Annotated in this window: 18 protein-coding genes; 14 read left to right on the top strand and 4 right to left on the bottom strand. The window is 61.7% G+C overall.

The features are described 5' to 3' along the window. Positions 1-43 precede the first annotated feature (43 nt). Genes PWM43_RS01600 through PWM43_RS01610 form a run of 3 tightly spaced genes read left to right on the top strand, consistent with a single transcriptional unit; the run spans position 44 to position 3,261 of the window. Positions 44-2,104 carry an FUSC family protein gene (locus tag PWM43_RS01600; RefSeq protein ID WP_289840813.1) on the top strand — a complete coding sequence of 687 codons (2,061 nt, stop codon included), beginning with the start codon at positions 44-46 and terminating at the stop codon, positions 2,102-2,104. Next, complete coding sequence (locus PWM43_RS01605; RefSeq protein WP_289840814.1) at positions 2,101-2,295, top strand: DUF1656 domain-containing protein; 195 nt, start codon at positions 2,101-2,103, stop codon at positions 2,293-2,295. The genes PWM43_RS01600 and PWM43_RS01605 overlap by 4 nt, the downstream gene beginning before the upstream one ends. Positions 2,296-2,310: 15 nt before the next feature. Further along, positions 2,311-3,261: an efflux RND transporter periplasmic adaptor subunit gene (locus tag PWM43_RS01610; RefSeq protein ID WP_289841151.1), complete on the top strand. Its 951-nt coding sequence runs from the start codon at positions 2,311-2,313 to the stop codon at positions 3,259-3,261. Between the two features lie 77 nt (positions 3,262-3,338). Here PWM43_RS01610 and PWM43_RS01615 read toward each other — a convergent pair whose 3' ends face one another. Beyond that, a complete protein-coding gene (locus PWM43_RS01615; RefSeq protein ID WP_289840815.1) occupies positions 3,339-4,529 on the bottom strand; it encodes a mechanosensitive ion channel family protein in 1,191 nt (396 codons plus the stop codon). 358 nt (positions 4,530-4,887) lie between these two features. Here PWM43_RS01615 and PWM43_RS01620 point away from each other — a divergent pair, with 358 nt between their 5' ends. The 3 genes from PWM43_RS01620 to PWM43_RS01630 all read left to right on the top strand — a co-directional run bounded on the left by PWM43_RS01620 (position 4,888) and on the right by PWM43_RS01630 (position 9,182). Further along, positions 4,888-5,817 carry a class I fructose-bisphosphate aldolase gene (locus PWM43_RS01620; protein WP_289840816.1) on the top strand — a complete coding sequence of 310 codons (930 nt, stop codon included), beginning with the start codon at positions 4,888-4,890 and terminating at the stop codon, positions 5,815-5,817. 225 nt (positions 5,818-6,042) lie between these two features. Continuing rightward, a complete protein-coding gene (locus PWM43_RS01625) occupies positions 6,043-6,612 on the top strand; it encodes a biliverdin-producing heme oxygenase (RefSeq protein ID WP_289840817.1) in 570 nt (189 codons plus the stop codon). Next, the gene (locus tag PWM43_RS01630; protein ID WP_289840818.1) at positions 6,609-9,182 is read left to right on the top strand and encodes an HWE histidine kinase domain-containing protein; all 2,574 of its coding nucleotides are present in this window, start codon (positions 6,609-6,611) and stop codon (positions 9,180-9,182) included. The genes PWM43_RS01625 and PWM43_RS01630 overlap by 4 nt, the downstream gene beginning before the upstream one ends. 134 nt (positions 9,183-9,316) lie before the next feature. Here PWM43_RS01630 and PWM43_RS01635 read toward each other — a convergent pair whose 3' ends face one another. After that, a complete protein-coding gene (locus PWM43_RS01635; RefSeq protein ID WP_289840819.1) occupies positions 9,317-13,084 on the bottom strand; it encodes a glycoside hydrolase family 99-like domain-containing protein in 3,768 nt (1,255 codons plus the stop codon). 799 nt (positions 13,085-13,883) lie between these two features. On the opposite strand from PWM43_RS01635, the gene PWM43_RS01640 reads away from it, so the two are divergent. The 8 genes from PWM43_RS01640 to PWM43_RS01675 all read left to right on the top strand — a co-directional run bounded on the left by PWM43_RS01640 (position 13,884) and on the right by PWM43_RS01675 (position 21,291). Then, positions 13,884-14,144 carry a helix-turn-helix domain-containing protein gene (locus PWM43_RS01640; RefSeq protein ID WP_289840820.1) on the top strand — a complete coding sequence of 87 codons (261 nt, stop codon included), beginning with the start codon at positions 13,884-13,886 and terminating at the stop codon, positions 14,142-14,144. A gap of 324 nt (positions 14,145-14,468) precedes the next feature. Next, positions 14,469-15,659 (top strand): homoserine O-acetyltransferase MetX, encoded by a 1,191-nt coding sequence (gene metX, locus PWM43_RS01645; RefSeq protein ID WP_289841152.1) that lies wholly within the window; start codon positions 14,469-14,471, stop codon positions 15,657-15,659. After that, on the top strand, positions 15,659-16,258 hold the full coding sequence (gene metW, locus PWM43_RS01650) for a methionine biosynthesis protein MetW (protein ID WP_289840821.1): 600 nt from the start codon (positions 15,659-15,661) through the stop codon (positions 16,256-16,258). The genes metX and metW overlap by 1 nt, the downstream gene beginning before the upstream one ends. Further along, the gene (locus PWM43_RS01655) at positions 16,255-17,166 is read left to right on the top strand and encodes a BadF/BadG/BcrA/BcrD ATPase family protein (RefSeq protein ID WP_289840822.1); all 912 of its coding nucleotides are present in this window, start codon (positions 16,255-16,257) and stop codon (positions 17,164-17,166) included. Before metW ends, PWM43_RS01655 begins: the two co-directional genes overlap by 4 nt. Beyond that, positions 17,163-17,771 carry a nitroreductase family protein gene (locus PWM43_RS01660; protein ID WP_289840823.1) on the top strand — a complete coding sequence of 203 codons (609 nt, stop codon included), beginning with the start codon at positions 17,163-17,165 and terminating at the stop codon, positions 17,769-17,771. The genes PWM43_RS01655 and PWM43_RS01660 overlap by 4 nt, the downstream gene beginning before the upstream one ends. A 374-nt stretch (positions 17,772-18,145) precedes the next feature. Continuing rightward, positions 18,146-19,459, top strand: coding sequence for a DEAD/DEAH box helicase (locus PWM43_RS01665; protein ID WP_289840824.1), 1,314 nt, complete (start codon positions 18,146-18,148; stop codon positions 19,457-19,459). 8 nt (positions 19,460-19,467) lie between these two features. Continuing rightward, complete coding sequence (locus tag PWM43_RS01670) at positions 19,468-20,475, top strand: hypothetical protein (protein WP_289840825.1); 1,008 nt, start codon at positions 19,468-19,470, stop codon at positions 20,473-20,475. A gap of 63 nt (positions 20,476-20,538) precedes the next feature. Further along, positions 20,539-21,291: an AIM24 family protein gene (locus tag PWM43_RS01675; RefSeq protein ID WP_289840826.1), complete on the top strand. Its 753-nt coding sequence runs from the start codon at positions 20,539-20,541 to the stop codon at positions 21,289-21,291. 40 nt (positions 21,292-21,331) lie between these two features. Here the strand turns inward: PWM43_RS01675 and PWM43_RS01680 are convergent, their stop codons facing one another. Next, positions 21,332-22,930 carry a serine hydrolase gene (locus PWM43_RS01680; RefSeq protein WP_289840827.1) on the bottom strand — a complete coding sequence of 533 codons (1,599 nt, stop codon included), beginning with the start codon at positions 22,928-22,930 and terminating at the stop codon, positions 21,332-21,334. Continuing rightward, a complete protein-coding gene (locus PWM43_RS01685; protein WP_289840828.1) occupies positions 22,927-24,999 on the bottom strand; it encodes a prolyl oligopeptidase family serine peptidase in 2,073 nt (690 codons plus the stop codon). The genes PWM43_RS01680 and PWM43_RS01685 overlap by 4 nt, the downstream gene beginning before the upstream one ends. Positions 25,000-25,051: the final 52 nt, after the last annotated feature.

The raw sequence follows: 25,051 nt of genomic DNA on the forward strand, positions 1-25,051 counted from the left end.
TTTTTCGTGATTTGCACGGGTGCGACCGAAAAGGAGGGACGGTATGGACGGGGCAGGACAGGCAAGCGGGCGATGGTGGCCCCGACTTGCCGATCTTCCACCGTCGATCTTTCCACCCGGCTGGCTCAACTTCAGCATCCGCACCTGGGTCGCCATGTGCCTGGCGCTCGGCACGGCCTACTGGTCCCAGATCGCCGCGCCGGCTGGCGCTGCCGTGACGGTCATGATCCTCGCCCAGCCGTTGCGCGGCCAGGCGATGTCCAAGGCCGTGTATCGGCTGCTCGGAACCGCGATCGGGGTCGGGTTTTCGATCGTCCTGGCGGTGGCTTTTCCGCAGGACCGTTCGATGTTTCTCGGAGGCGCTGCGATATGGCTCGCTTTCTGCGCCTTCATCGGCTCCATGGAGCGCAATTTTCGCGCATATGGCGCGTTGCTCGCCGGTTACACGGTCGCGCTCGTGGCGCTGAACAATATCGACAGCCCTGAATCGATTTTCGAACTCGCCCTTTCCCGGGCTTCCGATATCACCATCGGCGTCGTCGCGGTCGCGATCGTCAACATGGCCGCCGGAGCCCCCCAGGCCTGGCGGGGGCTGGCTCGCGGCATGCACGGCTGCTCCGTTCGCATTCGTAATCTCGGCCATGCCGCCCTGCATGGACACGCTCTGCCGGATGCGTGGGATACGACCGGGCTGGCCGCCGAAATTCTCAGCCTTCTGACCCAGATTTCCTATGCATGGTCGGAAATCGATCGGGCGCGTCTCCGGCTGGCGGGCGCACGTCTCGGCATCATGGGGATGTTGAACGTTCTGACGGCAGGGCGCGCGGTTTCGGCCATCATTCATCGCGCGCAGGTTTCGGAGATCGCAGTTCGGCATGTGAAATACTGGCACGAGCAACCCGCGATCCAGATCGCGCGTGAAGATATTCTGAGCGTCCTGCTGCGCGATATCCTCGAGGAGGACCCCGACTATGTTCCGACGCCGGAGGATGCCTATTACCTCGAGCGCGCGGCGACGCTGATTTCCAATACCGCTCATATCAGCGCCGGCATGAACACGCTGCTTCATGCCGTGCCCGCGGGCGAGGCCGAGAAACTGGCTCATCTGAACAACCAGCCGGATTATATTGCCGCCATAGCCAGCGCCTTTCGCGTCCTGATCGGCTTCTCCATCACGGCATGGCTCTGCATCGGCTCCGATCTGCCTCCCATTCACACGACCCTGTCCCAGGCGGCGCTGACATTGACGCTGGCCTCCACCGCCTTCGATACCGTGCAGTTCGGGCGAGGCGCGCTGATCGGTATTCCGCTCGCCGTGGCGAGCGCGACGTTCATGAATTTCTGGGTTCTGCCGCATGTCACGGCCTTCGAGATGCTGTGCTTCGTGCTGCTGCCGCAGGTCGTCGTGTCATGCCTTTTGTTGATGAAACCCAACATGGCGGCGATCGGCTTCAATTACGGGGTGTTCTTTCCGGTCATGCTCGGCCTGGCGAACGAGAACGACTACGATCCCGTTTCATTCTTGACACGCAATGTTTTTTATATTTTTGCGGCGATCATGTCGTTTGTGACATTGGCGTTGCTCATGCCATCCTCTCCGCAACGCCAGCGTCTGCACATGGCTGTTTCGATCGCGCGTGAACTGGAAACCCAGCTGAAATTTCACGGCGAGAAATGGGGCCCAGCGCTGCTCAGCCGCAAATACGATAGATTATCCACGGTTCTGGCATGGAGCCGCCGTATCCCTGGAGGCGGAACGGGACGTCGACTCGTCTTCGACCGCCTCGTCAGGCTTGAAGATCTGACCAGCACGTTGTCACGGACAAGGCTTTATCTCTCCGAGGCGCGGGATTTCCCCCGTCTGCGCAAGGAAGCCCGTCGCGCACGCCACGCCGTCATCCATGAGCCTTTCGGCACATTGCTGGAAATCCTGGAAGACCATGCAGACGCGTTCATCCGTCTTTCGCGATGCGACGACATGGACGAGCGCGTACGCGCGATCACCTGCGCCGCCGGGCTTCAGGCGATCGCGGACAACATGCGCCTCAACGGCGATACGTTCGTTCATTACGGCCTGGTTCCCCATCGAAGAAAAACCGCATGAGGCAGGTCGTCGATATCGAAGGCGTGTTGATCTCGGGTTTCGTTCTCAACCTCATGCTTGCCATCTTCACCCTCGCACTTCTGCGGTGGGTGCTGGGCAAGCTCGATCTGTGGCGGTTCGTGTGGAATCCGCCGCTCGCGCAGTTCGGGCTCCTGCTGATCATGCTGGGCCTCTACACGCTGCTGCTCTGAAAGGGACTGTTGCCGGTGTTACCGCACGCCTATCGCCTGATCCGCATGGCCATTACGGCTGGTCTCCTGATTGTGGCCGCGATCGTGACGGTCGTCCTGTGGGATTACTACACGGCCTCTCCCTGGACGCGTAACGGCCAGGTACGCACGCAGGTCGCCAACATCGCGCCGCGTGTGTCGGGTCAGATTCTCGAGGTCAACGTCCATGACAACCAGTATGTCCGTAAGGGGGACGTGCTTTATGTCATTGATCCGTTCGATTTTCATGTGCAACTCGATGTCGCTCGGGCGAATGTCGCCCAGCGCAAGGCGGAGATGGAATTTCGCATTGCCCAGGCCGAGCGGCGCCGGCTGATCCCCGGAATCGCCGTTTCCCGCGAAGAGAAGCAGCAGTTCGAGGCGGAAGCCGCACAGGCGAAAGCCATGTACGAGGGCGCTGCGGCCGCTGAGCGACAGGCCGCCATCAATCTTGACCGCTCCACCGTGCATAGTCCGATCAACGGCTGGGTTACCAATCTCATCATGCGTCCGGGAGATTTCGCGACGGCCGGACATGTGAATATCCAGATCATTGATTCCGAGGCGTTCTGGGTGGACGGTTATTTCGAGGAAACCAAGGTTCACGGGATCACGGAAGGGGACCCGGTCCGCGTGGATCTCATGGGCTTTCACACGCCGCTGATGGGCCATGTCGAGAGCATCACGCGTGGGATCGCCAGCCGCAACGCCGCAACGTCGACGCAGGGCCTGCCGCTCGTGGATCCGGTTTATACATGGGTGCGTCTCGCGCAGCGTATTCCCGTGCGCGTTCATCTCGACGAAGTGCCGCCCGGGCTCGTGCTCTCGGCGGGCATGACGGCGACCGTCACCATCGTAACCGAGGAGGGCAAGCGGCGGCATCTCTCAACGCGGGATGCGATCAAGCATATGGGCTATGACCTGCGTCGCGCGACCGGACACTGGTGAGGATGGGGAGCCGCTTGAAGCCGGAAAGTTTTTCGGACGAAGTTTTTTCGGACAAAGTTTTTCGGACTCTGCCGGTTTCAGGTCGGGGGCGTAAGCGGGGATGGGCCGGTCTGCGGCATCGGTGCTCGCCCATGGCCCGGCGGCACATTGGGGGGCGAAACCATCGCGTCAGGCCATGCGGAGCCGTCCCTCCCGTCTCCGACGATCGTGACACGGTCCCGGGGGATGATTTCCGGGATTTCGTCGCGGATGCGTCGCAGCATGCGTTCGCGGATATCACAGCAGAGATTCCACATGTGGTCGGCATTCGCGGCGCCGGCGATGATACGGATGGAAATGACCTGAGCGTTGCTGTCCGCGACCTGACAGGCGAGTGTCGCCCGATTTCCGTCCCAGTTTGGACAATGCACGATTTCCTCGTTGAGAAAGACCCGCAGACGTTCCATGGGCGTACGATAATCGAGCCAGAGAAAGACCGATCCGATCAGGGCGCGGGAATTGTGGGTCCAGTTCTGGAACGGGTTTTCGAGAAAATACGAGAGCGGGACGATGTAGCGGCGCTTGTCCCATGTTCGCATGACGACATACGTCGCGTTGATCTCCTCCACCCAGGCCCAGTCCCCGTTGATGACCAGCATGTCTTCCATCCGGATGGGTTGGGTGATGGCGATCTGAATGCCCGCGATCAGGTTGCCGATGGCGGGTCTGGCGGACAGACCGACCACCAGGGAGGCCGCACCCGCGGATGCGAACAGCGAAACGCCGAGACGGTGGACGGAATCGAAAACGGTCAGGGCCGAGGCCACGGTCAGCACGCCGAACGCGATTTCCATCACGCGCCGCAGAACGCGGATCTGCGTCTCCAGCGCGCGCTCGGTAATGTCGTTATTGGCATCCGTGCGCGCGACGCGTGCCAGATATCTGTTCGTCGCAAGACGGAAGGCCCGGATGATCGTGAAGCCGACGGTCATGATGAACGCACAGGCGAGCATCTTGACCAGCATGTTCAGGACGTCGGGTGAAAACCCGCTGGATGCGGCCGTCAGTCCTGCCGAAGCTCCCAGAATGATCAGCAGGAAGCGGATATAGACCCGCATCTGAGCGATGACCGCACCGATGACGGGCAGACGGCGCAGCCCCGGCAGACGGGGGATGGCGTCCGTCACGATGCGACTGAAAAGAAGTGCGATCAGAGCGGAGAAGACGATAACGATGACGGATGGCAGCGGCGAAGGAAGCCAGTCGAACCAGGCCCGCACAGAGGACATGGAGTTTACGTAGTCACTTCGCATCAAGTTGCGGGTATCCTCTGATGAAGCATGGGCAGGAGACGACGTCTTAATGAACCGGTTGGGAGGACAGGGGTTTATCCCGATTTCATGACGGTTTGTTCATGAGCGCTTGAGATCTCATGGTTGCGCATCATGTCTCAGGAGGAAAACGCGCCCGTCCTCGGGTCAGCCGTCAGCGGCGAAGAGGGGGAATCATTCCGTAGGATCGTGATTGGCATATTTGTGATGCATCCCTCCGTCCTGCGATGTGGTTCTGAAGGGTGAAAGGCGCGCTTGGCGCCTGGGTTCGGGTGCAGATAACGGGCACCGGAATATCGAATGAGGAGAGCGGGTCATGTCGATCACACCACAGGTCAAGGCCATCATTGACAATTACGAGGCCGATAATCCGGGAACGAAATCAAACCTCGTCCGTCTGCTGAACGCCGGCAAACTCGGGGGAACGGGCAAGCTCGTCATTTTGCCGGTGGATCAGGGATTCGAACACGGACCCGCCAGATCCTTTGCCGCCAACCCTCCGGCTTATGACCCGCATTACCACTATTCCCTCGCCATCGAAGCCGGGCTGAACGCCTATGCGGCGCCGCTCGGGATGCTCGAAGCCGGCGCGTCCACCTTCGCGGGACAGATCCCCACCATCCTGAAATGTAACAGTTCGAACGCTCTGGCGACCGAAAAGGACCAGGCGGTTACGGGCTCTGTAGCGGACGCCCTGAGGCTCGGATGTTCGGCGATCGGCTTTACGATCTATCCCGGGTCCGAATACTGCTTCAAGCAGATGGACGAGTTGCGCGAACTGGCCGCCGAAGCGAAAGCGGCCGGACTGGCCGTGGTGGTCTGGAGCTACCCGCGCGGTCCGATGCTCGACAAGGCCGGGGAAACGGCTATCGATATCTGCGCTTATGCGGCGCATATGGCTGCGTTGTGCGGCGCGCACATCATCAAGGTCAAGCCACCCACGGGCGTGCTTTCGCTGCCGGCGGCACGCGAGGTATATATTCAGGAGAACATCAATATCTCGACGCTGGCCGCGCGCGTGCGACACGTCGTGCAGGCCACGTTCGCCGGACGACGCATCGTGATTTTCTCGGGTGGCGAGCATGAAAGCGAGAGCGAACTCCTGACGACCGTACGCGGCATTCACGACGGCGGCGGCTTTGGATCCATCATCGGGCGCAATACGTTCCAGAGACCGAAAGCCGAGGCCCTGGCTCTGCTGGCCCGGGTCATCGGCATCTTTTCCGGGCCAACCGGAACGCACTGAGTCCTTCGGAGGATGTGGCCGCCAACTGTGCGGTAACGGCCACATCCTCTACCCTGTCTTGCGGCGAGAATGACAGGTCGATGACTGTCGCTTGCGGCCTGAAAGGGAATCATTGAAAATGGCGGCATTCGCCGATCCCGACCTCCCGAGGCCCATGTTCCCATCTCGTCGTTTCCATGATGCTGAAATCCTGCTCCGGAAGGCTTTCTTCCCAAGCCGTTCACGATGAACGGTGGGACTCTGCGGGAACATCTGAAAAATGCGACCCGCGAGCGCCATGCGGCTCTGGATGCCTTCATCGGCTCCCTCGATACGCCAGACACTTATCGCGGCTATCTGCGAGGCATTTCCGCATTTCGGATGTTTGTCGAGGAGCGCCTCGCCGCCGCCCCGTGGCCCGACAGGCTGGGCGACTGGCAGCCTGTTCGTCTGTCCGAGGACATGAAACGCGATCTGGAAGATCTGGCGCTTCACGCGCCTTCGCTGGACCTCGCGCTCGATCTCCCTTCCGCCGACAGCACGCTGGGCGCGCTTTATGTGCTGGAAGGCTCCACCCTGGGCGCGCGCATATTGGCGAAGCAGGTGGCGGCTCTGGGTTTCGACGAAACTTTCGGGGCTCGACATCTCGCTCGGCAGGCGGCGGCGGTCCAGAACTGGCGCTCTTTCGTCGCAGGTCTGGACCAGCACTCCTCCATTGACGAAACCGTCGCGTCGCGTGCCGCGTGTCGGACCTTCGACGTGGCCCACACCGCGATGCGGATGGCGTTCCAAACGCCTTTCAAAGGTTCTCCATGACCGATTTGAATATCGATGACGTCGTCTTCGGTCAGGCTGACCTGGCGAGTTGTGATCGCGAGCCCATTCATATCCCGGCGAGCATCCAGCCTGCCGGCTGCGTTCTGACATTCGGCGCCGACGATCTGTCTCTCATGCGCTATTCCATGAACGCCGCCGAGTTCATGGGGGTCGAGGGTTTTCGTCTCGGCATGTCCATGACCGAGTGCTTCGGCGCGAACGTCGCCGAAAGGCTTGTCGTACTCTCCCGGGATGGGAGTGCGGGACGTCCGGCCATTCATTTCGACATGGAATTTCCCGGTGGAGTTTCCCGTGATGTCGCGGTTCATCGGACCGGTCATGATGTTGTCGTGGAATGCGAGAGGGGCTGCGCGGCGGCTGTGCAGTCCCATCTGTTGACCAGGCTGCGTTCGAGCCTCGAGCAGCTTCGCAGCCCGGCCGATATGGAGACGCTCCTTCGGCTTATCGCCAGCGAACTTCGTAGGACATACGAATATGACCGTGTCATGGTCTATCGTTTCGCGCCGGACTGGTCCGGAAAGGTGATTGTCGAAGACCGGGCAGAGTCCCTTGAGAGTTTTCTCGGTCAGCATTTCCCCAGCAGCGACATTCCCGCGCAGGCAAGAGAACTTTACAAGCGCTCGCTGATCCGTGTGATCGGAGATGCGACTTACTGTCCCGTGCCTCTGGTGCAGGCGCCCGGCCTCGCACCGCTCGACATGTCTTTCATGCATCTGCGCGCGGTTTCGCCCATTCACTGTGAATATCTTGCGAACATGGGTGTCCAGGCATCGATGTCGGTGTCGCTGATGGTGGACGGCGAATTGTGGGGAATGATCGCCTGTCACCATTACGCGCCTAAAGCTCTGACGATGGTCGAACGTATCACCGCGAAAATGCTGGGTGAATTCGTCTCTCTCCAGATGGTGGCGCTCATTCGCGCCCGGCGCCTCGAACTCACGAACGACGCCCACCAGTTTCTTTCGCGCTTCCTGCATGACTCCGCGGGTGCACATGGATCGCCCGGTTTCGTTCGCGGGCGCGTACATGAGCTTCTTGAAGTTGTGGCGTGCGACGGTGGCGGCGTCTGGACGGAAGGATGCTGGACCGCGGAAGGTCGCAGCGTGTCGGAGGCGGCCCTGCCGATACTGCTGGCGCGTGCGAGCGAACTGCCCGGCAATCAGATCTGGCATAGCGATCATCTGGCGCGGGACTGTTCGGACCTGGCAGGAGAGTTGCACGGTATCGCAGGGGCGATGGTCATCCCCATCTGGTCGCAGTCGCAGGATTATCTGGTCCTGTTCCGCCGGGAGATGGTTCAGACCGTTGTCTGGGGTGGCGATCCGAACAAGACGTATACGACCGGGCCGCACGGCATCCGCCTGACGCCTCGCCGCAGCTTCGAGTTGTGGAAGGAGGAGGTCCATGAGCATTCGAGTCCGTGGACGGACGACGATCTGGAACTGGCGGCGCAGCTGCGCTCGGCTCTGATGGAAGTCATGGGCGCGTCTCAGCAGCAGAAGCTTCAGGAGCGCGCGCAGGCCGAAGCCATGCAGCGTGTTCTGAATGACGAATTGAACCATCGCGTCAAAAATATTCTTGCCGTCGTGCAATCGCTCGTTTCCCGTGCTCCCACCGTAGGAGACTGTGCGGCCGAACACGTTCATTCCCTGCAAGGCCGTATCAGGGCGCTCGCCAAAGCCCATGATCAGGTCATGCGCGCCCATAGTGGCGCCGCGCTGCGTGATCTTCTGGCGGCCGAGCTGGGGCCTTACAACGATCATGACGGCAAGGTCGTGCTCGATGGTCCGGATCTTCGCTTCACCGAACGGGCGCTGACGTTTCTGGCGCTCCTCTTTCACGAACTCGCCACCAATGCAGCGAAGTATGGAGCGTTTTCGGTCACGGAAGGACAGCTTTTCGTGACGTGGCGGCGCGAGGACGATACGGGAGACTGGCATATCCGGTGGGAAGAGCGTCATGGCCCGCCGGTTGCTCCGCCGCAACGTTCGGGGTTTGGCAGCCTGCTGATCGAACGTGCGATCCACCATGATCTCGGTGGGACGGCCCGGCGACACTTCCTGGAGCACGGCGTCGTCGTCGAGGTTTCGCTGCCCGCGGAAGTGAGTGTTGAAGCCGAGTCGCAGGACCTGACGCGGATGCCGGTGACGCCAGACGTCCGGCCGGGCGAAAGCGCATCCGCATGCAGCCTCGAAGGGCGACACATCCTTCTTGTGGAAGACGAGTTTCTCGTCGTCATGGATGTCGAGGGGGCACTGCTGGAAGCCGGGGTGAACAGAGTGCATGCGGCGGCTTCCGTCAGCGAGGCCCTCGACATTCTCGCGCGTGAAGCCATCGATGTCGCTCTTCTGGACGTCAATGTCGGCAACGAGACCTCCATTCCCGTCGCGCGGGCTCTGAGCGAGCGCGGAGTGCCTTTCGTGTTCGCGACTGGCTACAGTGCCCAGATGCCGATCATCGAAGCGTTTCCCTCGGTCTCCATTCTGCAAAAGCCTTATGCCATGCTGCAGGCGGTGACGATGCTGTCCAAGGCGTGCTGCGAGCGCTGAAAACGCCTCCGACCCTGGCGATGCCGGAGCAGCTTCCGGGCGGACGGACTCATTGCGTCGGATAATGAGGGCCCGACAAAACGATGATCTGGAGCCTCATCCGAGAAGCCGTGCGCGCGGACGGGGCTCCAGGTTCAGGCCGTTTCGCGGTTGGCCGCCCGTACTTCGCGCGGACCCAGCCCGAACTGGCGGATGAGAGCGTGCCGGTAGGCGCTCTGTCGTGTGGCGATCGCGGCATCATCGGGGAAATGCCGGCTGACGATGTCCTGTACTCGCGCGATTTCCTGGAGGTGCTGTTCCCGTGCCAGGATCTGCGTGGTCGATGCCTCATGGCGGCGATGGATGTTGAGGGGCTCGGCAATATAAGCGATCTGCGCGTGCGCTGACATCAGCAGTTCGACATAGACACGCCAGTCCCCGGCGACCCGAAGGGTCGCGAGATCCTTGTCACATCGCGAAAAAGCGTCCCGGAGTGCCCGATGCGAGAAGACAGCGGCACTGACATTGAGGATCAGGTTACGTTCGCTAAGGCATTCCTTCACGAAATTCCGGCTCGTATGGAGGCTGTCGCGCTCCAGCATGCCATCCGTGCTCTGGGCGTAGTAAGGTTTGTAGCTGGGCATGATCGTCGCGCCCGCGGCATCGATCGCGCGGCTGTCGCAGAAAGCCATCACGGCATCCGGGTTGCCATATAAGCCCGCAAACAGACGCGACATGTGGTCGGGTTCGGAGAGATCGTCCGCTTCGGCAATCCATATCCAGTCACCCTTCGCCAGTTCCACCGCTCTGCGCCACTGGGCGAAGACCGAGCCGGAATTGCGCGTCGATGTGACGATGCGGATCGAGCGTCCCCATTCTTTCGCAATGTCCGATGCGACCGCGACGCTGTCATCCGTAGAGGCGTCATCGAGTACGATGATTTCTAGAACCGCCATGCGCTGGGTGAAGATCGAAACGAGGCGTGCGGCGAGATAACGCGCGTAGTTGTAGGAGAGCACGACCACGGAGAGCGTTGGCTGGTCGGGATGAAGAAGCTTGAAGAGCTCTGTCGCGTATTCGGAGAATGAAAAACGCCGGGTCAGTTTCCTGCCAATGCGGCGTCGGAGCGCGGGTGTTCTGCGAGCGTGGTTTTCAAGACACGTCGAGAGCGCGCGCGCCAGAGCGCCAAGGTCGCTCATCGGGACCACAGCGTGATCCGTTTCGCGCTCGCGCAACAGGGTTTCCAGCAGTTCCGGAATGCCGCCGGAATGGGCGAAGGCGCAGCAGGGCAGGCCGGACGCCAGAGCTTCCAGGACGACGGAAGGATAAGGATCCTCTCGCGAGGTCAGGACGAACGCGTCAGCCGCGCTCAGCCATGGCGAGACCTGCGCGACCTGACCCGGAAGATGAAATGTGCCCGCGGCCGTTGCGAAGGCGATATCAGGAGCAAGATTTTCACGCAGTCCGGGATCGACGTCGCCCAGCCAGATGAAATGAACTCGTCCGTGAGCCCCGCCTGGATTGGACGCATCCCGACGGATCGCATCCTGAGCCGGCCGTGCGAAGCGTTGCCAGAGCTGAAGGAAGAGATCGAAGCCCTTGCGCATATCCGCGTATCCGGCACCCACGATGAGGCGGTCGGCGTCGGTCAGGCCCAACTGAACGCGAATGGTCTCGCGTGAAATCGCGCTGAACTCGACGGGCGTATAAAGGCCCTGCGGCAGGACATGTATTGCGACGGCCATGTCGCCGCTGCCGTGGGCGGCGAGAGACGGGGACGGAACGACAACCTCTCGCGCCAACGCACGCGCCTTGGCGAGCGGCGTCAGAAGGGCGCGCTGCCGCAGCAGGCTGGGGAGTTCGTGCTGGAGGAGCGTGAAGGGAATTCCGGCCGCGGTCAGGTCCGGAGCCAGCGGGGAGGATGCGGCACTGTTCACCAGCGCCGTCGCAAATCCTTCCCGACGAAGCGTTTTGAGCCGCAGTTCCGTCTCGGGCCGCCCCGGCTTGAGAAGCTCCACAGCACCGATCGCACGGTAGTCTTCCAGCAGGGCGCCGTCATCGAGCAGGATGAACATGACTTCGACGCCGTGCTGGGCTCTCAGGCTGCGACCTACGGCCAGCAGGAGACGTTGGGCGCCGGCGGGGAACGCGTCATGGCCGACGAGAAGCACGCGACTTTGCTGATTGCGCTGTTCGAAGCCCGTATTCGCACGTGCGGTCGCGTTGAGATAAGCCGCGCCGAAGTGCAGGTCCGGTTCGAGATGAGCGCCTTCAGCCCATTCGTTCCAGGCATTCACACACACGATCGCCTGGCCGAGGAACGGGGTGCGTTGAGCCTGCGCGATCAGCCCGGAAAGCCAGCGTTCGTAAAGCGGGGGCGTTGAACCGTGCAGCACGAGGCCATGACCCTGGCGGCGGGCGTCGTTGTCCCAGGAGGGCGCTGCGGTTCGGATCAGGGGAAAGTCCGGCGGCGGTAGGGCCAGCGCGCGGTTGACGACGTCCACGTAGTCATAAACCTGAGCCGTGAAATCCTCGTCGAGGATGTGAAGGCGATCATTGATGAGTTTGCAATCGCCGACGATCTTGTGAGGGGGAAACTCGATGGCGCCATCCATGCCATAAACGGAAGGGTCGTCATCGCCAAAAGCCTGCGCCATCACGAAGATCGGATCTTCCTCATGGTTCATCCGGAACAGCCGACGCCAGCGCGCGATGCGACGATGAGCGTCGGGGATGGCGCCTGGACGATAGATTTTGAGCAGCGGACGGCCATCGATGCGGATATATCGCCGGTCGGCCATGTGGCGCGCGAAACAGGCGATGAGAGCGTCGTCGTCAGCATCGCGATAATCCTGGGCGATCAGGACCTCGTCGTCCGATCCGTCCCAGCGGCGGCTCCAGTTTTCGTTGGCCCACATGAGACAGAAGGGCATCTCGATGTCGGTATGTTGGAGCAGCATCTCCAGAGGGCCGTCCAGAAGGCGCTGCCCGTTGAACCAGTAGAAATAGAATACGAAGCCATCGATGCCGCTCCGTCGCGCCATCGCGACCTGACGACGTAGGACCGCGGGGTCATCCAGGACGTAATGGCCGAGGTCTCTTGGAACGCGTGGCTGGTAGTGGTCGGCGAAGCGCGGAATGCCACGCGCGACATTGGTCCATTCGGTGAAACCCTTGCCCCACCATCCGTCATTCGCCGGGTTCGAATGAAACTGGGGAAGATAATAAGCCAGAACGAGCGCGCGGCGGATCGCACAGTCCGGTAGGGGGCGGTATTCTTCGAAGAAAGGACCAGCCTGCGTGCGGCGGCGTATTTCGCGGGGTATCGTAGCTTCCTGGTCGGGAAGGGACGGAAAGACGCCAGGTTGCTCACGGTGCTGGATGAAGTGAAGGAGCGGATTGTCGTCGGGCCGGTGGCGCATGTAACGCGAACGGTAAAAGGCCGGGTCGAACGTTTCGAACGGTCGCCGGACCTCACGGAAACCCTGGATCATGTAATGCTCCAGAGGGTCCAGACCGGACATCGCCACATCCGGATAGGTGCGCAGGTAGAAAGCGGGGTCGAATGCGGCGATGGGTTTTACATCGGGTTTGTGGCGGTTCGCCAGATAATGCGCGAGGGCCAGAACGCCATCTGGGACATCGTGGTTTTTCGCGTACCAGACAGGATCGAACCATGCGATCGGCCGTCGACCCTGTTTTTCACCATGAGCGATATAGTGGAGAAGCGGATCGCCGAGAACGTCCGGATTTTGAGACAGATACCAGCGCGGATCGAAATGCGCGTTGGGTTTGCGACCTTCACGCCATCCGTGTTGATGATAATGCGCCAGCACGCGGCTGCCCAGATCGCGAAGGTCGGGATTGCGCGCCAGATAGAACGCCGCATCGAACAGACCTGAATGACCGAGACGGGAAAGCACGTTTATCATTATTGAATAATATATTGCCGATATGCTTGCTTCGTCCATACGGTATTAAATCGTTAATAATTTTTCTGTGGCGCACGGACGATGCGAATGTACCGGCCGGTGACGTATCGCTTGTTCCGATATCAGCGAGGGAACTCGTGGCTCCGGTGTGAAGGCGACGTGTCTATCTCTCAAATTTGGGCGTTTCTTTTTGAAAATCTGTGGACGCACGACGTGACGTAGTCTTGTTCTTGGTAATGCAATGTTCAGATTTAAAGGTGAAAGTCGCAGCTCGTTTGATCACTCTTTCCCGTCTTGCGCGTTTTAGGCAGCTTGGCGTGTAAATCTGGGGCGAGGCGCACAATTATATAACGTCGTTTTGCGTCTCCATGCCATAATTCTGTTTTGGTGTGTTGGGACTTTCCCACAGCGTCCCGAGGTTGGGGCGCCTTTAAAGTTCGAGGAGTGGCAACCGACATGTGTGTCGGCGAAATGTGATCTGTCTGTTTCAGTGACCATTGGATTCATTTCGGGCGACCAAACGTAACTCTGTGACGCGTGATGGCATCTGTCGGGATTCCTGACAATCCAAGTATTCTTGAATGGCTCGAATCACGGCAATACACTCCTCGCTCAGTTCCAGATAAAACAGGCGGTCTGCCGCTGAAAGAAGGTGAGTGAGATGAAGGTCCATCGATGTAAATAATCCTTCAGGTGCGCCCAGGGTTGGATAGAGACTTATTACCGCCTATTACTTAATATTTCGTTAAAAACACGTCAACAGACATATCTATGAAGGTCTTGTAAAGACATGAAAAAATACTTAGTACCTCTGGAAGGAGGTTGGTGCTCAAATTTCGTCGAATGTTCAAATATTGGATTTTTCCGTAAAGAAAAAAATATTTCTATTGAAGAATTGGCATGCGTAGCGGGCATCTCTGAAGGAGATATGCAGGACATTGAGGCGGGTCAAGCGAAGCCTGCCGCGAGGCAAATATTCTTGATCGCCAAAGCTCTTGGCGTCCGGCCCAGCGATTTGTTCGGTGTGCCGGGCGACGCTCGTTTTCATTGAGTGATTTTTCTTGATTGCCACGATCCGTGGGAGGAGAGCGAGCGGGCTCTCTGTCGCACAAGCCTGAATAATCGAGATGGAGAAATATCTTCATCGCTTGCAGCACATATTACGGGTGGCAAGAATTCGTCTGGTTGGCACTGAATTATTCATATATTTTTTGACGCAGTCCGATACTGCGGATATCGCTGCGGATTGCGTATCGCCCACGCCGATGTCATATGACGCGACATGGGGCCACGTCGGGTCGAGGTGTGGGAATCGACGTGCATAAGCAGGTCGGCGTCTGGCTCGGGCGGGAAGGCGATGGAGCAGGCCACCATGATGAGCGTCCTCTACGACAATCTGGCGACGCGCGACGGGGTCGTAACGTTGCCGGAGGGTCTGGCGCTGGATTGCGGACAGCATATCGCGCCGCTGGATATCGCCTGTCGCACCTATGGCACGCTGTCTCCGGCGAAAGACAATGCCATTCTGGTCTGTCATGCCCTCACGGGCGACCAGTATCTCGCCGAACCGCATCCCCTGACCGGTAAGCCGGGCTGGTGGAGCCGCATGGTCGGTCCCGGTCTTCCCATCGATACGGACCGCTTCTTCGTCATTTGCAGTAACGTTCTGGGCGGCTGCATGGGCTCGACCGGGCCGTGTTCGATCAGCCCCAAAGGGGAGCGGTGGGGAACCGAATTCCCTCCGATCACCATTCGCGACATGGTTCGTGCCCAGGCGCTGCTGCTGGACCATTTCGGGATCGAGCGGCTTTTCGCCGCCATTGGCGGATCTATGGGCGGCATGCTGGTTCTCGAATGGGTGGCGACGTATCCCGAGAGGGTCTTCGCCGCCATGGCTGTCGCGACCGCACCCTATCATTCGGCCCAGAACATCGCCTTCAACGAAGTCAGCCGACAGGCGATCTACGCGGACCCCGACTGGCATGGCGGCCGATACTGGGCGCATGACGTGGTTCCGGCGCGCGGCCTGGCGGTGGCGCGCATGATGGCGCACATTACCTATCTTTCCGAAGAGGCGTTGACCCGCAAGTTCGGGCGGCGCGTCCGTCGTGATCCCAAAGCCGCGGCAGGCAGTACGGCCGGTGGCGTCATCGGCACGGCGTCGCTCTTTGGCGAAATGTTCGAAGTTGAAAGCTATCTCAGGCACCAGGGATCAAGCTTCGTCAATCGCTTCGATGCCAATTCCTATCTTACCATCACGCGCGCGCTGGATTACTTCGATCTGAGTGCCGATCATGACGGTGATCTCGCGGCGCCTTTCGTGGGCGTCAAAACACGATTCTGCGTCGTTTCTTTCAGTTCGGACTGGCTGTTCCCGACCTCGCAGTCCCGCGCGATGGCGCGCGCGCTCAATCGTGCGGGCGTCAACGTGTCGTTCGTCGAAATAGAAAGCGATCGCGGACATGATTCCTTTCTGCTCGACGAGCCGGATTTCGATCGCACGATGCGGGGATTCGTGAACGGTGCGGCCGAGCACGCCGGACTGCGACGGGGAGGGCGGGGCTGATGCGTCTCGACCAACGTCTGATCGCCGATATGATCCGGCCGCGCTCGCGTGTACTGGACGTGGGCAGCGGAGACGGCGCCCTCATCGATCACCTCTATCGCAATCGTCAGTGCGACGCGCGGGGGATCGAGATCGACATGGGCGAGGTGACGCGCTCGGTCGCGCATGGGCTGCCGGTCATGCATGGCGATGCCGATCACGACCTCAGCTATTATCCTGACGATTCTTTTGATTACGTCGTATTGCAGCGTACGCTCCAGGCCGTTGAGCGCCCGCGTGAAGTGCTGAGGCAGATGCTGCGTATCGGACGCCATGCCATTGTTTCGTTTCCGAATTTCGGTCACTGGCGTCTGCGGCTGCAACTGCTGACCACCGGGCGGATGCCCATGACCCCCGTGTGGCATACGCAATGGTACGAAACGCCGAACATCCATCCCTGCACGATCCGGGACTTTCTCGCTTTGTGTGAGGCGGAAGGCTATGTGGTGGACCAGTGGCTTGCGATCGACGAGGTCGGGGACCGTGCGCCCTGGAGGCGGTCTATCCGTCTGGCCAATCTGTTCGGCGAGCAGGCGCTTTTTCTCCTGAGGCGCGCATGACGGTTTTTTTCGCCGGGTTTGATGGCGGCGGCACGGGAACGCGCCTGCGGATCACCACGTCCGATGGTACGGTTGTCGGCAGCGGCAGGGGCGGGAGCGCCAATATCGCCACCGATCCTCTCATGGCATGGCACTCGCTGTCCGATGCCTTCGCCTGCGCGTCTTCCCAGATTCCGCCCATGGCGCGGATCTGGTGCGCGGCTGGTCTTGCGGGAACCGAATCATTTGGTGCGCGCGAGGCGTTTCTGGCCATGCGGCCTGCCGGGATGCCGAAGCTCGAACTGGTCAGCGACGCTCATACAAGCTGTCTCGGTGCTCATGGCGGAGAGGCGGGCGCGATTATGGCGCCCGGCACCGGCTCGGTCGGGTTCGCGCTTTGCGATGATGGCCAGGGTGGGATGTTGCCAAGGCGCGTGGGCGGATGGGGGTTTCCCCAGGGCGATGAAGGAAGCGGCGCCTGGATCGGACGTTGCGCGGTTGCCGCCATGCTCCAGGCCCATGATGGCCGCATCGAACCTGACGCGCTGACGGAATCCGTGTGGACGCGGCTGGTTTCCGAGGGGGCCGAGCCTCTGTCCTGGGCGATTGGCCAGCGGGCTTCCGCCTTCGCGACCCTGGCGCCACTCGTAATCGAGACAAGGCAGGACAGTCCTCACGCACGGGCTATCCTGCGCGACGCCGGCGCACAGATCGACGCTCATATCGCAGCCCTGCTGCGTCCGCCCGGTTTCGACGCGCTTGGGCTATGCATGCTGGGTGGGTTGGGCAGTATTCTCGCGGACATGCTTTCCCCCCGCTGGAAAAGCCGGTTGCGGGCGCCGCGCGGGGATGCCGTTGATGGCGCATTGCAACTTGCCCGTCGATATCGTACGATTTCCATCGAACAATCAGGTGGAGAGTTATCGTGACCGAAATCATGAAAGCGATCATGGAGCGGCGGGCCGTCAAGCGCTTCGATCCCGCGCACCGGATCGCGGATGCGGATCTCCGGGCCATTCTTGACGCCGGCATGCATGCGCCGACGGCGTTCAACATCCAGCATTGGCGGTTCTGCGTCGTGCGCGATCCGGCGCAGAGGGCGCGGATCGCCGAAGTGGCCTGGAACCAGCCGCAAATCACCGAATGTTCGGCGCTCATCGTGCTCTGTGCCGATTTCAAGGCCTGGAAAGGGGGCGCCGCACGCTATTGGGCGGGCACACCGCAGGCGATGTACGACAAATACGCCGCGATGATTCCCGGTTTCTATGAAGGTCATGAGCATCTCCAGCGTGACGAAGGCGTTCGTTCCTGCGGCATGGCGGCCTATGCGATCATGCTGGCGGCGGCGGCTCATGGATTGCAGAGCTGTCCGATGGACGGCTTCGATTTCGCTCAGGTTGGCAAGGTGATCAATCTTCCCGAGCATCATGAAGTCGTCATGTTCGTGGCGATCGGGAAGGGAGCCGCGTCGCCGCCGCCGCGTGGACCTCGCCTCGCCTTTGAGGACGTCGTAGTGGAAAACAGCTTCCACTGATGGTCCGTGATCTCGAGCACAGCGGACGTTACGTCCGCTTCGTGAGAGAGTTCGTGCGAAATGACGTCCGTCGCGTGATGAGGGTATCAAATCCCTTGCGGACGGGGCCAGCGGGCCTTATAGCGGACTAAAATGACCCGAAAAAGGGCGGCGGCTGTTGGAAAAAGTCGCACACTCATTCCGCCAGCGTCACGCCTTTGGGCTGCGCGCTCAGCGCTTTTGCGCAGGGAATGACGCCGGGTTCGCCGATGTTTCGGCATCAGCGACCGTTCGCGGTCGAACCATGACGGTTCTTCCGGATCGGACCCTTCCGGGGGTGCTACCGGCCGCCTTATTCTTCATGTTTCCGCCCCTAAGGAGGCGCTTTTTTCAATATGACAAGTTTCGCCGAACTGAAGCTCGCAGAGCCGATCCAGCGCGCTTTGGCCGAAGAGGGCTACGTCAATCCGACGCCGATCCAGGCGGGCGCGATTCCTCATCTGCTGGATGGTCGTGACCTCCTTGGCCTCGCCCAGACGGGCACGGGAAAGACGGCGGCGTTCGCCCTGCCGATCCTGAACCATCTCCTGGCCAATCCGCGCCGGACTCCCGCGAAGGGCGCGCGCGCGCTCGTCCTCGCCCCGACCCGCGAGCTTGCCTCCCAGATCGACGAGAGCTTCAAGGCGTATGGTCGTCACATGAAGATCCGCCACGCGGTGATTTTCGGCGGCGTCGGGCAGGGACGTCAGGTGGATGCGATGCGCAATGGCGTGGATGTTCTGACCGCCGCGCCGGGCCGTCTGCTTGACCTGATCGGGCAGGGTCACGTCGATCTTTCCCAACTGGAAATCCTCGTTCTCGACGAGGCGGATCGCATGCTCGACATGGGCTTCGTGCGCGACATCCGCAAAATCGTGGCGCTCCTGCCGCCCAAGCGTCAGACCGTCCTGCTGTCGGCGACGATGCCGGCCACCATCGAGGAACTGGCCCATTCCCTCCTTCGCGATCCGGCGAAAGTGGAAGTGACCCCGCCCTCCTCGACAGTCGATCGTATTCGCCAGGCGGTGATGTTCGTGGATTCGGAGAACAAGAAAGCCGCCACGCTCATGCTGGTGGACAATCCCAAGGTCGTCCGCGCGGTCGTCTTCACGCTGATGAAGCACGAGGCCAACAAGGTCGCGGAGCATCTCAACAAGAACGGCATCACCGCGGAGGCCATTCACGGGAACAAGTCCCAGGGCGCCCGTGAGCGCGCGATGAGCGGCTTTCGCAGCGGGGCCGTGAAGGTGCTGGTCGCGACCGACATCGCGGCGCGCGGGATCGACGTGGACGACGTGTCGCACGTCTTCAACTACGACCTTCCGAATGTTGCGGAATCCTATGTGCATCGCATCGGCCGGACGGCGCGTGCCGGTCGTGAAGGCTGGGCGGTTTCCCTGTGTGACGCCGAGCAGCGTGCATGGTTGCGCGATATCGAAAAGCTGATCGGCAAGCCGATCGCCGTCGTGACGGATCATCCCTATCATTCGGATGCCGCGCAGAATTCGACGATGCGTCCGCCCGTTCTCGGCGGCGGTGGTCGTGGTCGCGGCGGCCCGCCGGGTGGCGGGCAGCGCAAGGGCGGCGGTGGCGGTCGGCCCCGTGGCGGCGCGGGAGGCGGTAACGGCGGTGGCCAGCGTCGTCAGGGCGCATCTCGCAGGGTCGCCTGACCGCTCACATGGCGACGGCGGTTGGCCATCAGGCACGCCGGATGCTTCCGGCTCTGACTCTGATCGCAGGGTCGGTGGCCCCGGCTTCGGCCCGCGTGCTGGTGCCGACCGTCTTCGAGGCCGGTCATTTCTACGCCGTGCCTGAAAGCCCCAACGGGACCACGCTGCGCCTCATGGTGGATACCGGCGGGGCCGGGGGCAGCGGACTGCTTGTCCTGAGCGCGGAGGCGGCGCGACGGTTCGGGGTGCGGTCCGAAACATGCCATGCTTTCGGCGAACCGATGGACGTCGCGCGGTCGATCGCCTTCAGGCCGACCCGGGCCTTGCCGCTCGCCGGACCGTTTGCGCCGTGTCATGCCGTGGCCATCATCAATCCGCGCTTCTCCGGAGACGGCACGTTGGGCGCGGGCTATCTTCCCGGTTTCATCTGGACGTTCGATTATCCGCGCCATGCCCTGTGGGTGGAGGACGCGGGATGGGTTCATCCAGCGGACGCGATGGCCATACCGTTGCATTTTCCCCATCGCGCGGATGGCGAGAAAGGCTCCGGCCTGCCGCGCATGACCGTGAGCGTGGACGGGCAACCCCTCGATTTTCTTTTTGACACGGGTGCATCGGCTTTCCCCACCGAGGCGGGCGAGGCGGCATCCCGCACGCCGACGGTGCGTGGCTTGGGCGTGACGTCCTATATCGTGACATCGGTTTTCGAGACCTGGCACCGCAGACATCCGGACTGGCGTGTCGTTCGCAATGGCGACAGTTTCGGGAAGGGTGAGCGTCTGATCGAAGTGCCGCGCGTCGTCCTCTCCCCGGTGCCGGGCGGCCACGTCGGGCAGGAGGCGCCGGTGGCCGATCATGTCTGGTTCACCGAGAGACCGGACGCCAATTTCGACGCATCCGGACTCTCGCAATATATGGACGGGCTTGTCTCCGGATCGCTGGGCGCGAACGTCTATGGAACATTCGTCGTCACCGTGGATTATCCCAAAGAGACGCTATGGCTGAGCCGGCGTTGAAGAGAGCGCTGGCGCGCTTCATATCGATCTGACATTGTAACGCTTCCCAATCGGAGGCGTCTCATGAAATCGTCCATCGAAGGAAGCGTGCTTCCCGTACTGCGCGTCTCGCTGGAAACGGGCGAACGCCTCGTGGCCGAGACGGGCGAACTGTCATGGAAAAGTCCGCATGTTACCATGCGGACGACAACATCCGGCGCGGGAAACAGCGGTTTCCTCGGTGCGATTTCGCGCTCCCTGGCAGGGGGCGGCCTGTTCATGACCGAATACGTCGCTGAGGGCGCGCCCGGCATGATCGCTTTCGCGGCCAAGATTCCAGGCCATATTCTCGAGCATGATATCGACGGAACGCGTGCCTATATGGTCCATCGCCATGGCTTCATCGCCGGAACGGAGGGGGTGCGGCTCGATCTGGGCTTTCAGCGCAGGCTCGGGGCCGGATTCTTTGGCGGCGATGGATTTCGCCTCCAGCGTATCTCGGGCTATGGGCGTTTCTGGACCGAGCTTGGCGGTGAAGTCGTGACCTATGATCTCGCGCCGGGCGAGCAGATCGACGTGCATCCGGGGCATGTCGGCATGTTCGATGAGAGCGTGCAGTTCGACATCTCCCTCGTGCCGGGCATCCGCAACAAGATTTTCGGTGGCGATGGTTTCTTCATGGCCCGGCTGACCGGGCCGGGTCGGATCTGGCTTCAGACGCTGACGATCGCCAACCTCGCCAGTGTTCTCGCGCCCCATCTCGGAGCCTCCGAGACCGAAGGCATGGCGGCGGGAACCGTCATCGGTTCCCTTCTGCGGGGTGCTCTGAAAGGCTGATGGCGGCCGGTTCTCAGGGCCGGTTTTCAGTTGCCGGGCTTCAGGGAGAGACCCGGCGCAGGTCGAGGTCCTGCACGTCGAAGCTGAAGTCGGATTCGACGAGGTGCATCGTGATGTTCGTGATCCTGCCGCTCATGTCCCGATGAAACTGGACATAGGAGGCGTCCGCCTCGTCGCCGTCCCAATGGGCGACGAACAGGTCGTGCGGCAGGGGCTTCATGATCCCGGTTATGCCGCCGACATCGGTGAAGGTCAGACGCAGCCCTTCCGGCGTTGACTGGATGTCCGCGCCGCCGAGCCATGCGTCATGATACGTCCCGGCATATTCCGAGGCCTCGGCGGGCTTCAGCGTAATATATGGCCGCGCCCTGGAGCCGGGGCCTGTCGTTTCCGCGCGCGTCGAGACGGCCCTGGCGCTGTCCTGGGCGTCCTTCACGTAATAGGCCAGCCAGTCGGTTTCGTCATGACCCGTCGCCGCCGCGCTGAGAGCCTGCATGATCGCGTAGGTGGCGTGGAAGTCGTCCTGATTGGTCAGGACGACGATTCCCGTATGGGATTCCGGCAGGAACGAAACGTAGCTCACCGAATTCTGGATCGTTCCCGTGTGCCAGACCCGTTTCTGGCCATAGAAATCCTCCATGAACCAGCCATAGCCGTAGGCCCGGAAATGGGTGTGTGAAAGCGGCGCGGAACCCGGCAGCGGCAACAGGGCGTGAGGTGACCACATCTCGTCGATCTGGTCACCGGCCAGAACCTGCGTGCCGTTGGGCGCCTTGCCGTGATTGAGCAGCAGCCTGGCCCATGTGCTCATGCCGTCGAGGCTGCATTCGATGCTGCCAGCCGGTGCGGCGGCGGCGACGGGCCCCCAGGGTCTTGCGACGGCCCGATCTCCTTCCACGCCATGTCCGCTGGCGCGGTCCTCGCCGGGTTTCGGCGCCAGGGGCGCGGGCGTGCAGGCTTTCATGCCCGCGGGCGTCATGATGCGGCTCTGGATGAAGTCTTCCCAGGACTGGTGGGAGACATCCTCCACGAGTTTGCCAGCCGTCACATAAAGCAGGTTGTTATAGGCGTAATGCAGGCGGAACGGCGCCGTGAACGGCATATAGCGCAGGCGGCTGACGATCTCGGTGCGTGTGAAGTTCGAGGGCCAGAAGAGCATGAGATCGCCCGCGCCCTCACCCATGCCGCTGTGATGGGTCAGGAGATCGGAGACAAGGAACTGGCGTGTCAGCTCGGGGCTGGCAAGCTGGAATTCCGGCATGTGGGTCCAGAGCGGATCGCTCCAGTCGAGCTTCTTTTCGTGGGCCAGGATGCTCAGCGCAGCGGTGGTGAACGCCTTGGTGTTCGAACCGATTGCGAAACGGGTCATCGTGTCGATCCGGGCAGCCTCGCCTGCCTTGCGAACGCCGTAGCCTTTCGCGAAAACCACTTTCCCGTCCCGGATGACGGCGATGGCGATGCCGGGCACATGGAAGGCGGCCTGGGTCCGGGCCACGAGACTGTCGATCTCCTGCGTGCCGTAATTCGGAAAAACCCGCGTTTCAGCCGCATGCGCCGCGATGGCGAGAAACGGCAGGCTTGCCGCCAGAACTGTCCGGAGCGCGCGGCGCGGAAGGGTGGAAAGGGTTGGAGCGCTCATGGTGTGCCTTTTTCTGCAAGGACGTGGTCGGGATGAAGCTGCCGGGCGAAAAACTGGTCCATCGTCCCATAAGCGGTTTCCCAGCTTTTCTGTCGGAGGAAACCATGACGTTCGCCGGGAAGCGAGAGGACGTCATGCGGAATGTCGCGGGCGGTCAGAAGCTGGTCGAGCAGGACCGATTGCGAGAAGGAAACGTCCAGGTCGTCGTCGCCCTGCACGATGAGGACGGGGGAGCGCCATGTCCTGACGTCCGCGATGGGAGAAGACGCCCATTGCACCGCGATCTCGGCCCGGCGATCGGCTGGCGAGAGACCGGGCGCCGGAAATCCCACCATGTCGTGCACGCCATGAAAATCGGCTCCGGCGGCGAAAATATCGCTGTTGCGGGCGAGGGCGAGTCCCACCAGAAAGCCGCCCCAGCTCCCGCCCCAGATGCCCAGGCGTTTGGGATCGACGTCCGCCCGACGGCGCAGGGTTTCGGCGGCGGCGAGCACGTCGCGATACTCGCTGGCGCCCCGTCGTCCCTGAGCGGCGGCGCGGCGGAAAGCCACGCCATAGCCGGTGCCCGAACGATAGTTCACGGACAGGACGACGTAGCCCTGCCGGGCGAACAGGCGATTCATCTCATAGGCGTGGTCGTAATAGGCCATCGTGCCGAAACCGGGCAGCATCTGCCGGTTGGGGCCGCCATGAACGAAGACGAGTGCGGCGTGACGCCCCGCCTTCTCGGGCGGGAGGAAAAGCTGTCCGTGCAGCGTCATGCCATCGGCTGCCTTGAATGTGATGTCGCGAGGCGCATCCGCGCAGGCGGCCGTCGCAGTTGGCAGGGGCAACGTGACGATATGAGGCGCCGTGCAGCCATCTGTCGCGATGGCGGCGATGGTGTCACGCGGTGCCATCACGGGGCTTGAGAGCGCGCCGTCGGGGGATGCGAGTTTCTCACGTCGTCCATCCGCGAGGGAAACGCGCCACAGGGCCCTTCGGTCTGGATCGTCGGTATTGGCGCTGTAGAGAACGGCGCGACGGGACGGATCGAATGCGAAACCCTGCACCTCGAATGCGCCTGGCGTCAGAGGGATCATCGCGCCGCTGGTCGTGAGGCGGTAAAGATCAAGCCATCCACTCCCTTCCCAGGGGAGAATGAGTCCCTCCGGTTCCCAGCTGGGATGGCCATGTTCGGTCGGCTGGAAAATGGCTCCAGCGCCGGGCGGCGGAGTCCAGATCGTGCGATCTTCCAGCGTCTCGAGGTCGCGGATGTGCACGGACCAGTAGCGGCCCGGTTCCTGGAAGCCCGCATCGTCCGGCGGCGATACCAGCCGCAGAAAAGCGAGGGCGTGCCCGTCAGGCGAGAACATGGGTTCGATGTCGAAGCCGAACCCGGCGGGCGGCAGCACGAGGCGCCGGTCTTGCAGGGAATAGAGGCCGATGAGGGCATGGTCGTCGCGGTCGATGCTGAACGCCATGCGCGCGCCGTCGGGAGACCATACGATACGGCCGATATGGCCCTGTATCGTCGCGACCTGACGCGCTCCGCCGGTTTCCGTTTCGGCTACGAAGAGATTTCCGCCCGCGCTGAATGCGAGGTGTCGGTCATCAGGGGAGAAAGACGGGTTGTGTCCCTGTCCGATGTCCCGGTCCGTGCCGCGCGCGATCAGGTGGAGGGTCTGTGTGGGAGGCGTGGCGCGGTTGGCGGCATTCGGAGCGGGAGCGTCGGGGAAGTCGGCGTCACCATCCGCGACATAGGCGACGCACGTTCCCTTCGGGGAGAGAGCGAGTTCGCTCAGGGTGCGTCCGTCATCGTCCTGCGGCGGCCGGAGCACATGTTCGCGGCCAGACGCGTCGCGCATGCGCACGCTCCATGCGCCGCCCGCGTTTTCGATCCATGCGACGACATCCGCATGCGTCGCGGCGGTGAGATCGGATGCCAGCGGGGTTGCGAGGGCTTGAGCGAGAAGTGTGCGTGCTGGCGGCGCGGCCGTTGCGATCTTCCCGTTCAACCATGGCGCCGCCGCGAGAAGCAGGAGAGGAAGTCGGCGGACCCGATGGACGGTTCTGGGAAGGCGCTGCATCGGGGCATGCTAGCGTCATCGTTCCTCGCCCGGAATATCCTAACGATCACCT

Source organism: Brytella acorum (genome assembly GCF_029309905.1).
In the GTDB taxonomy this organism is placed as follows: domain Bacteria; phylum Pseudomonadota; class Alphaproteobacteria; order Acetobacterales; family Acetobacteraceae; genus Brytella; species Brytella acorum.

What these genes read in the sequence shown, in the direction of transcription:
- PWM43_RS01625 (WP_289840817.1), top strand. Translation starts at nt 6,043, where the DNA reads ATGAACGGTGGGACTCTGCGGGAACATCTGAAAAATGCGACCCGCGAG.
- PWM43_RS01605 (WP_289840814.1), top strand. Translation starts at nt 2,101, where the DNA reads ATGAGGCAGGTCGTCGATATCGAAGGCGTGTTGATCTCGGGTTTCGTT.
- PWM43_RS01680 (WP_289840827.1), bottom strand. Translation starts at nt 22,930, where the DNA reads ATGAGCGCTCCAACCCTTTCCACCCTTCCGCGCCGCGCGCTCCGGACA.
- metX (WP_289841152.1), top strand. Translation starts at nt 14,469, where the DNA reads ATGAGCGTCCTCTACGACAATCTGGCGACGCGCGACGGGGTCGTAACG.
- PWM43_RS01640 (WP_289840820.1), top strand. Translation starts at nt 13,884, where the DNA reads ATGAAAAAATACTTAGTACCTCTGGAAGGAGGTTGGTGCTCAAATTTC.
- PWM43_RS01620 (WP_289840816.1), top strand. Translation starts at nt 4,888, where the DNA reads ATGTCGATCACACCACAGGTCAAGGCCATCATTGACAATTACGAGGCC.
- PWM43_RS01630 (WP_289840818.1), top strand. Translation starts at nt 6,609, where the DNA reads ATGACCGATTTGAATATCGATGACGTCGTCTTCGGTCAGGCTGACCTG.
- PWM43_RS01675 (WP_289840826.1), top strand. Translation starts at nt 20,539, where the DNA reads ATGAAATCGTCCATCGAAGGAAGCGTGCTTCCCGTACTGCGCGTCTCG.
- PWM43_RS01670 (WP_289840825.1), top strand. Translation starts at nt 19,468, where the DNA reads ATGGCGACGGCGGTTGGCCATCAGGCACGCCGGATGCTTCCGGCTCTG.
- PWM43_RS01615 (WP_289840815.1), bottom strand. Translation starts at nt 4,529, where the DNA reads ATGTCCTCTGTGCGGGCCTGGTTCGACTGGCTTCCTTCGCCGCTGCCA.
- PWM43_RS01600 (WP_289840813.1), top strand. Translation starts at nt 44, where the DNA reads ATGGACGGGGCAGGACAGGCAAGCGGGCGATGGTGGCCCCGACTTGCC.
- PWM43_RS01685 (WP_289840828.1), bottom strand. Translation starts at nt 24,999, where the DNA reads ATGCAGCGCCTTCCCAGAACCGTCCATCGGGTCCGCCGACTTCCTCTC.
- metW (WP_289840821.1), top strand. Translation starts at nt 15,659, where the DNA reads ATGCGTCTCGACCAACGTCTGATCGCCGATATGATCCGGCCGCGCTCG.
- PWM43_RS01665 (WP_289840824.1), top strand. Translation starts at nt 18,146, where the DNA reads ATGACAAGTTTCGCCGAACTGAAGCTCGCAGAGCCGATCCAGCGCGCT.
- PWM43_RS01655 (WP_289840822.1), top strand. Translation starts at nt 16,255, where the DNA reads ATGACGGTTTTTTTCGCCGGGTTTGATGGCGGCGGCACGGGAACGCGC.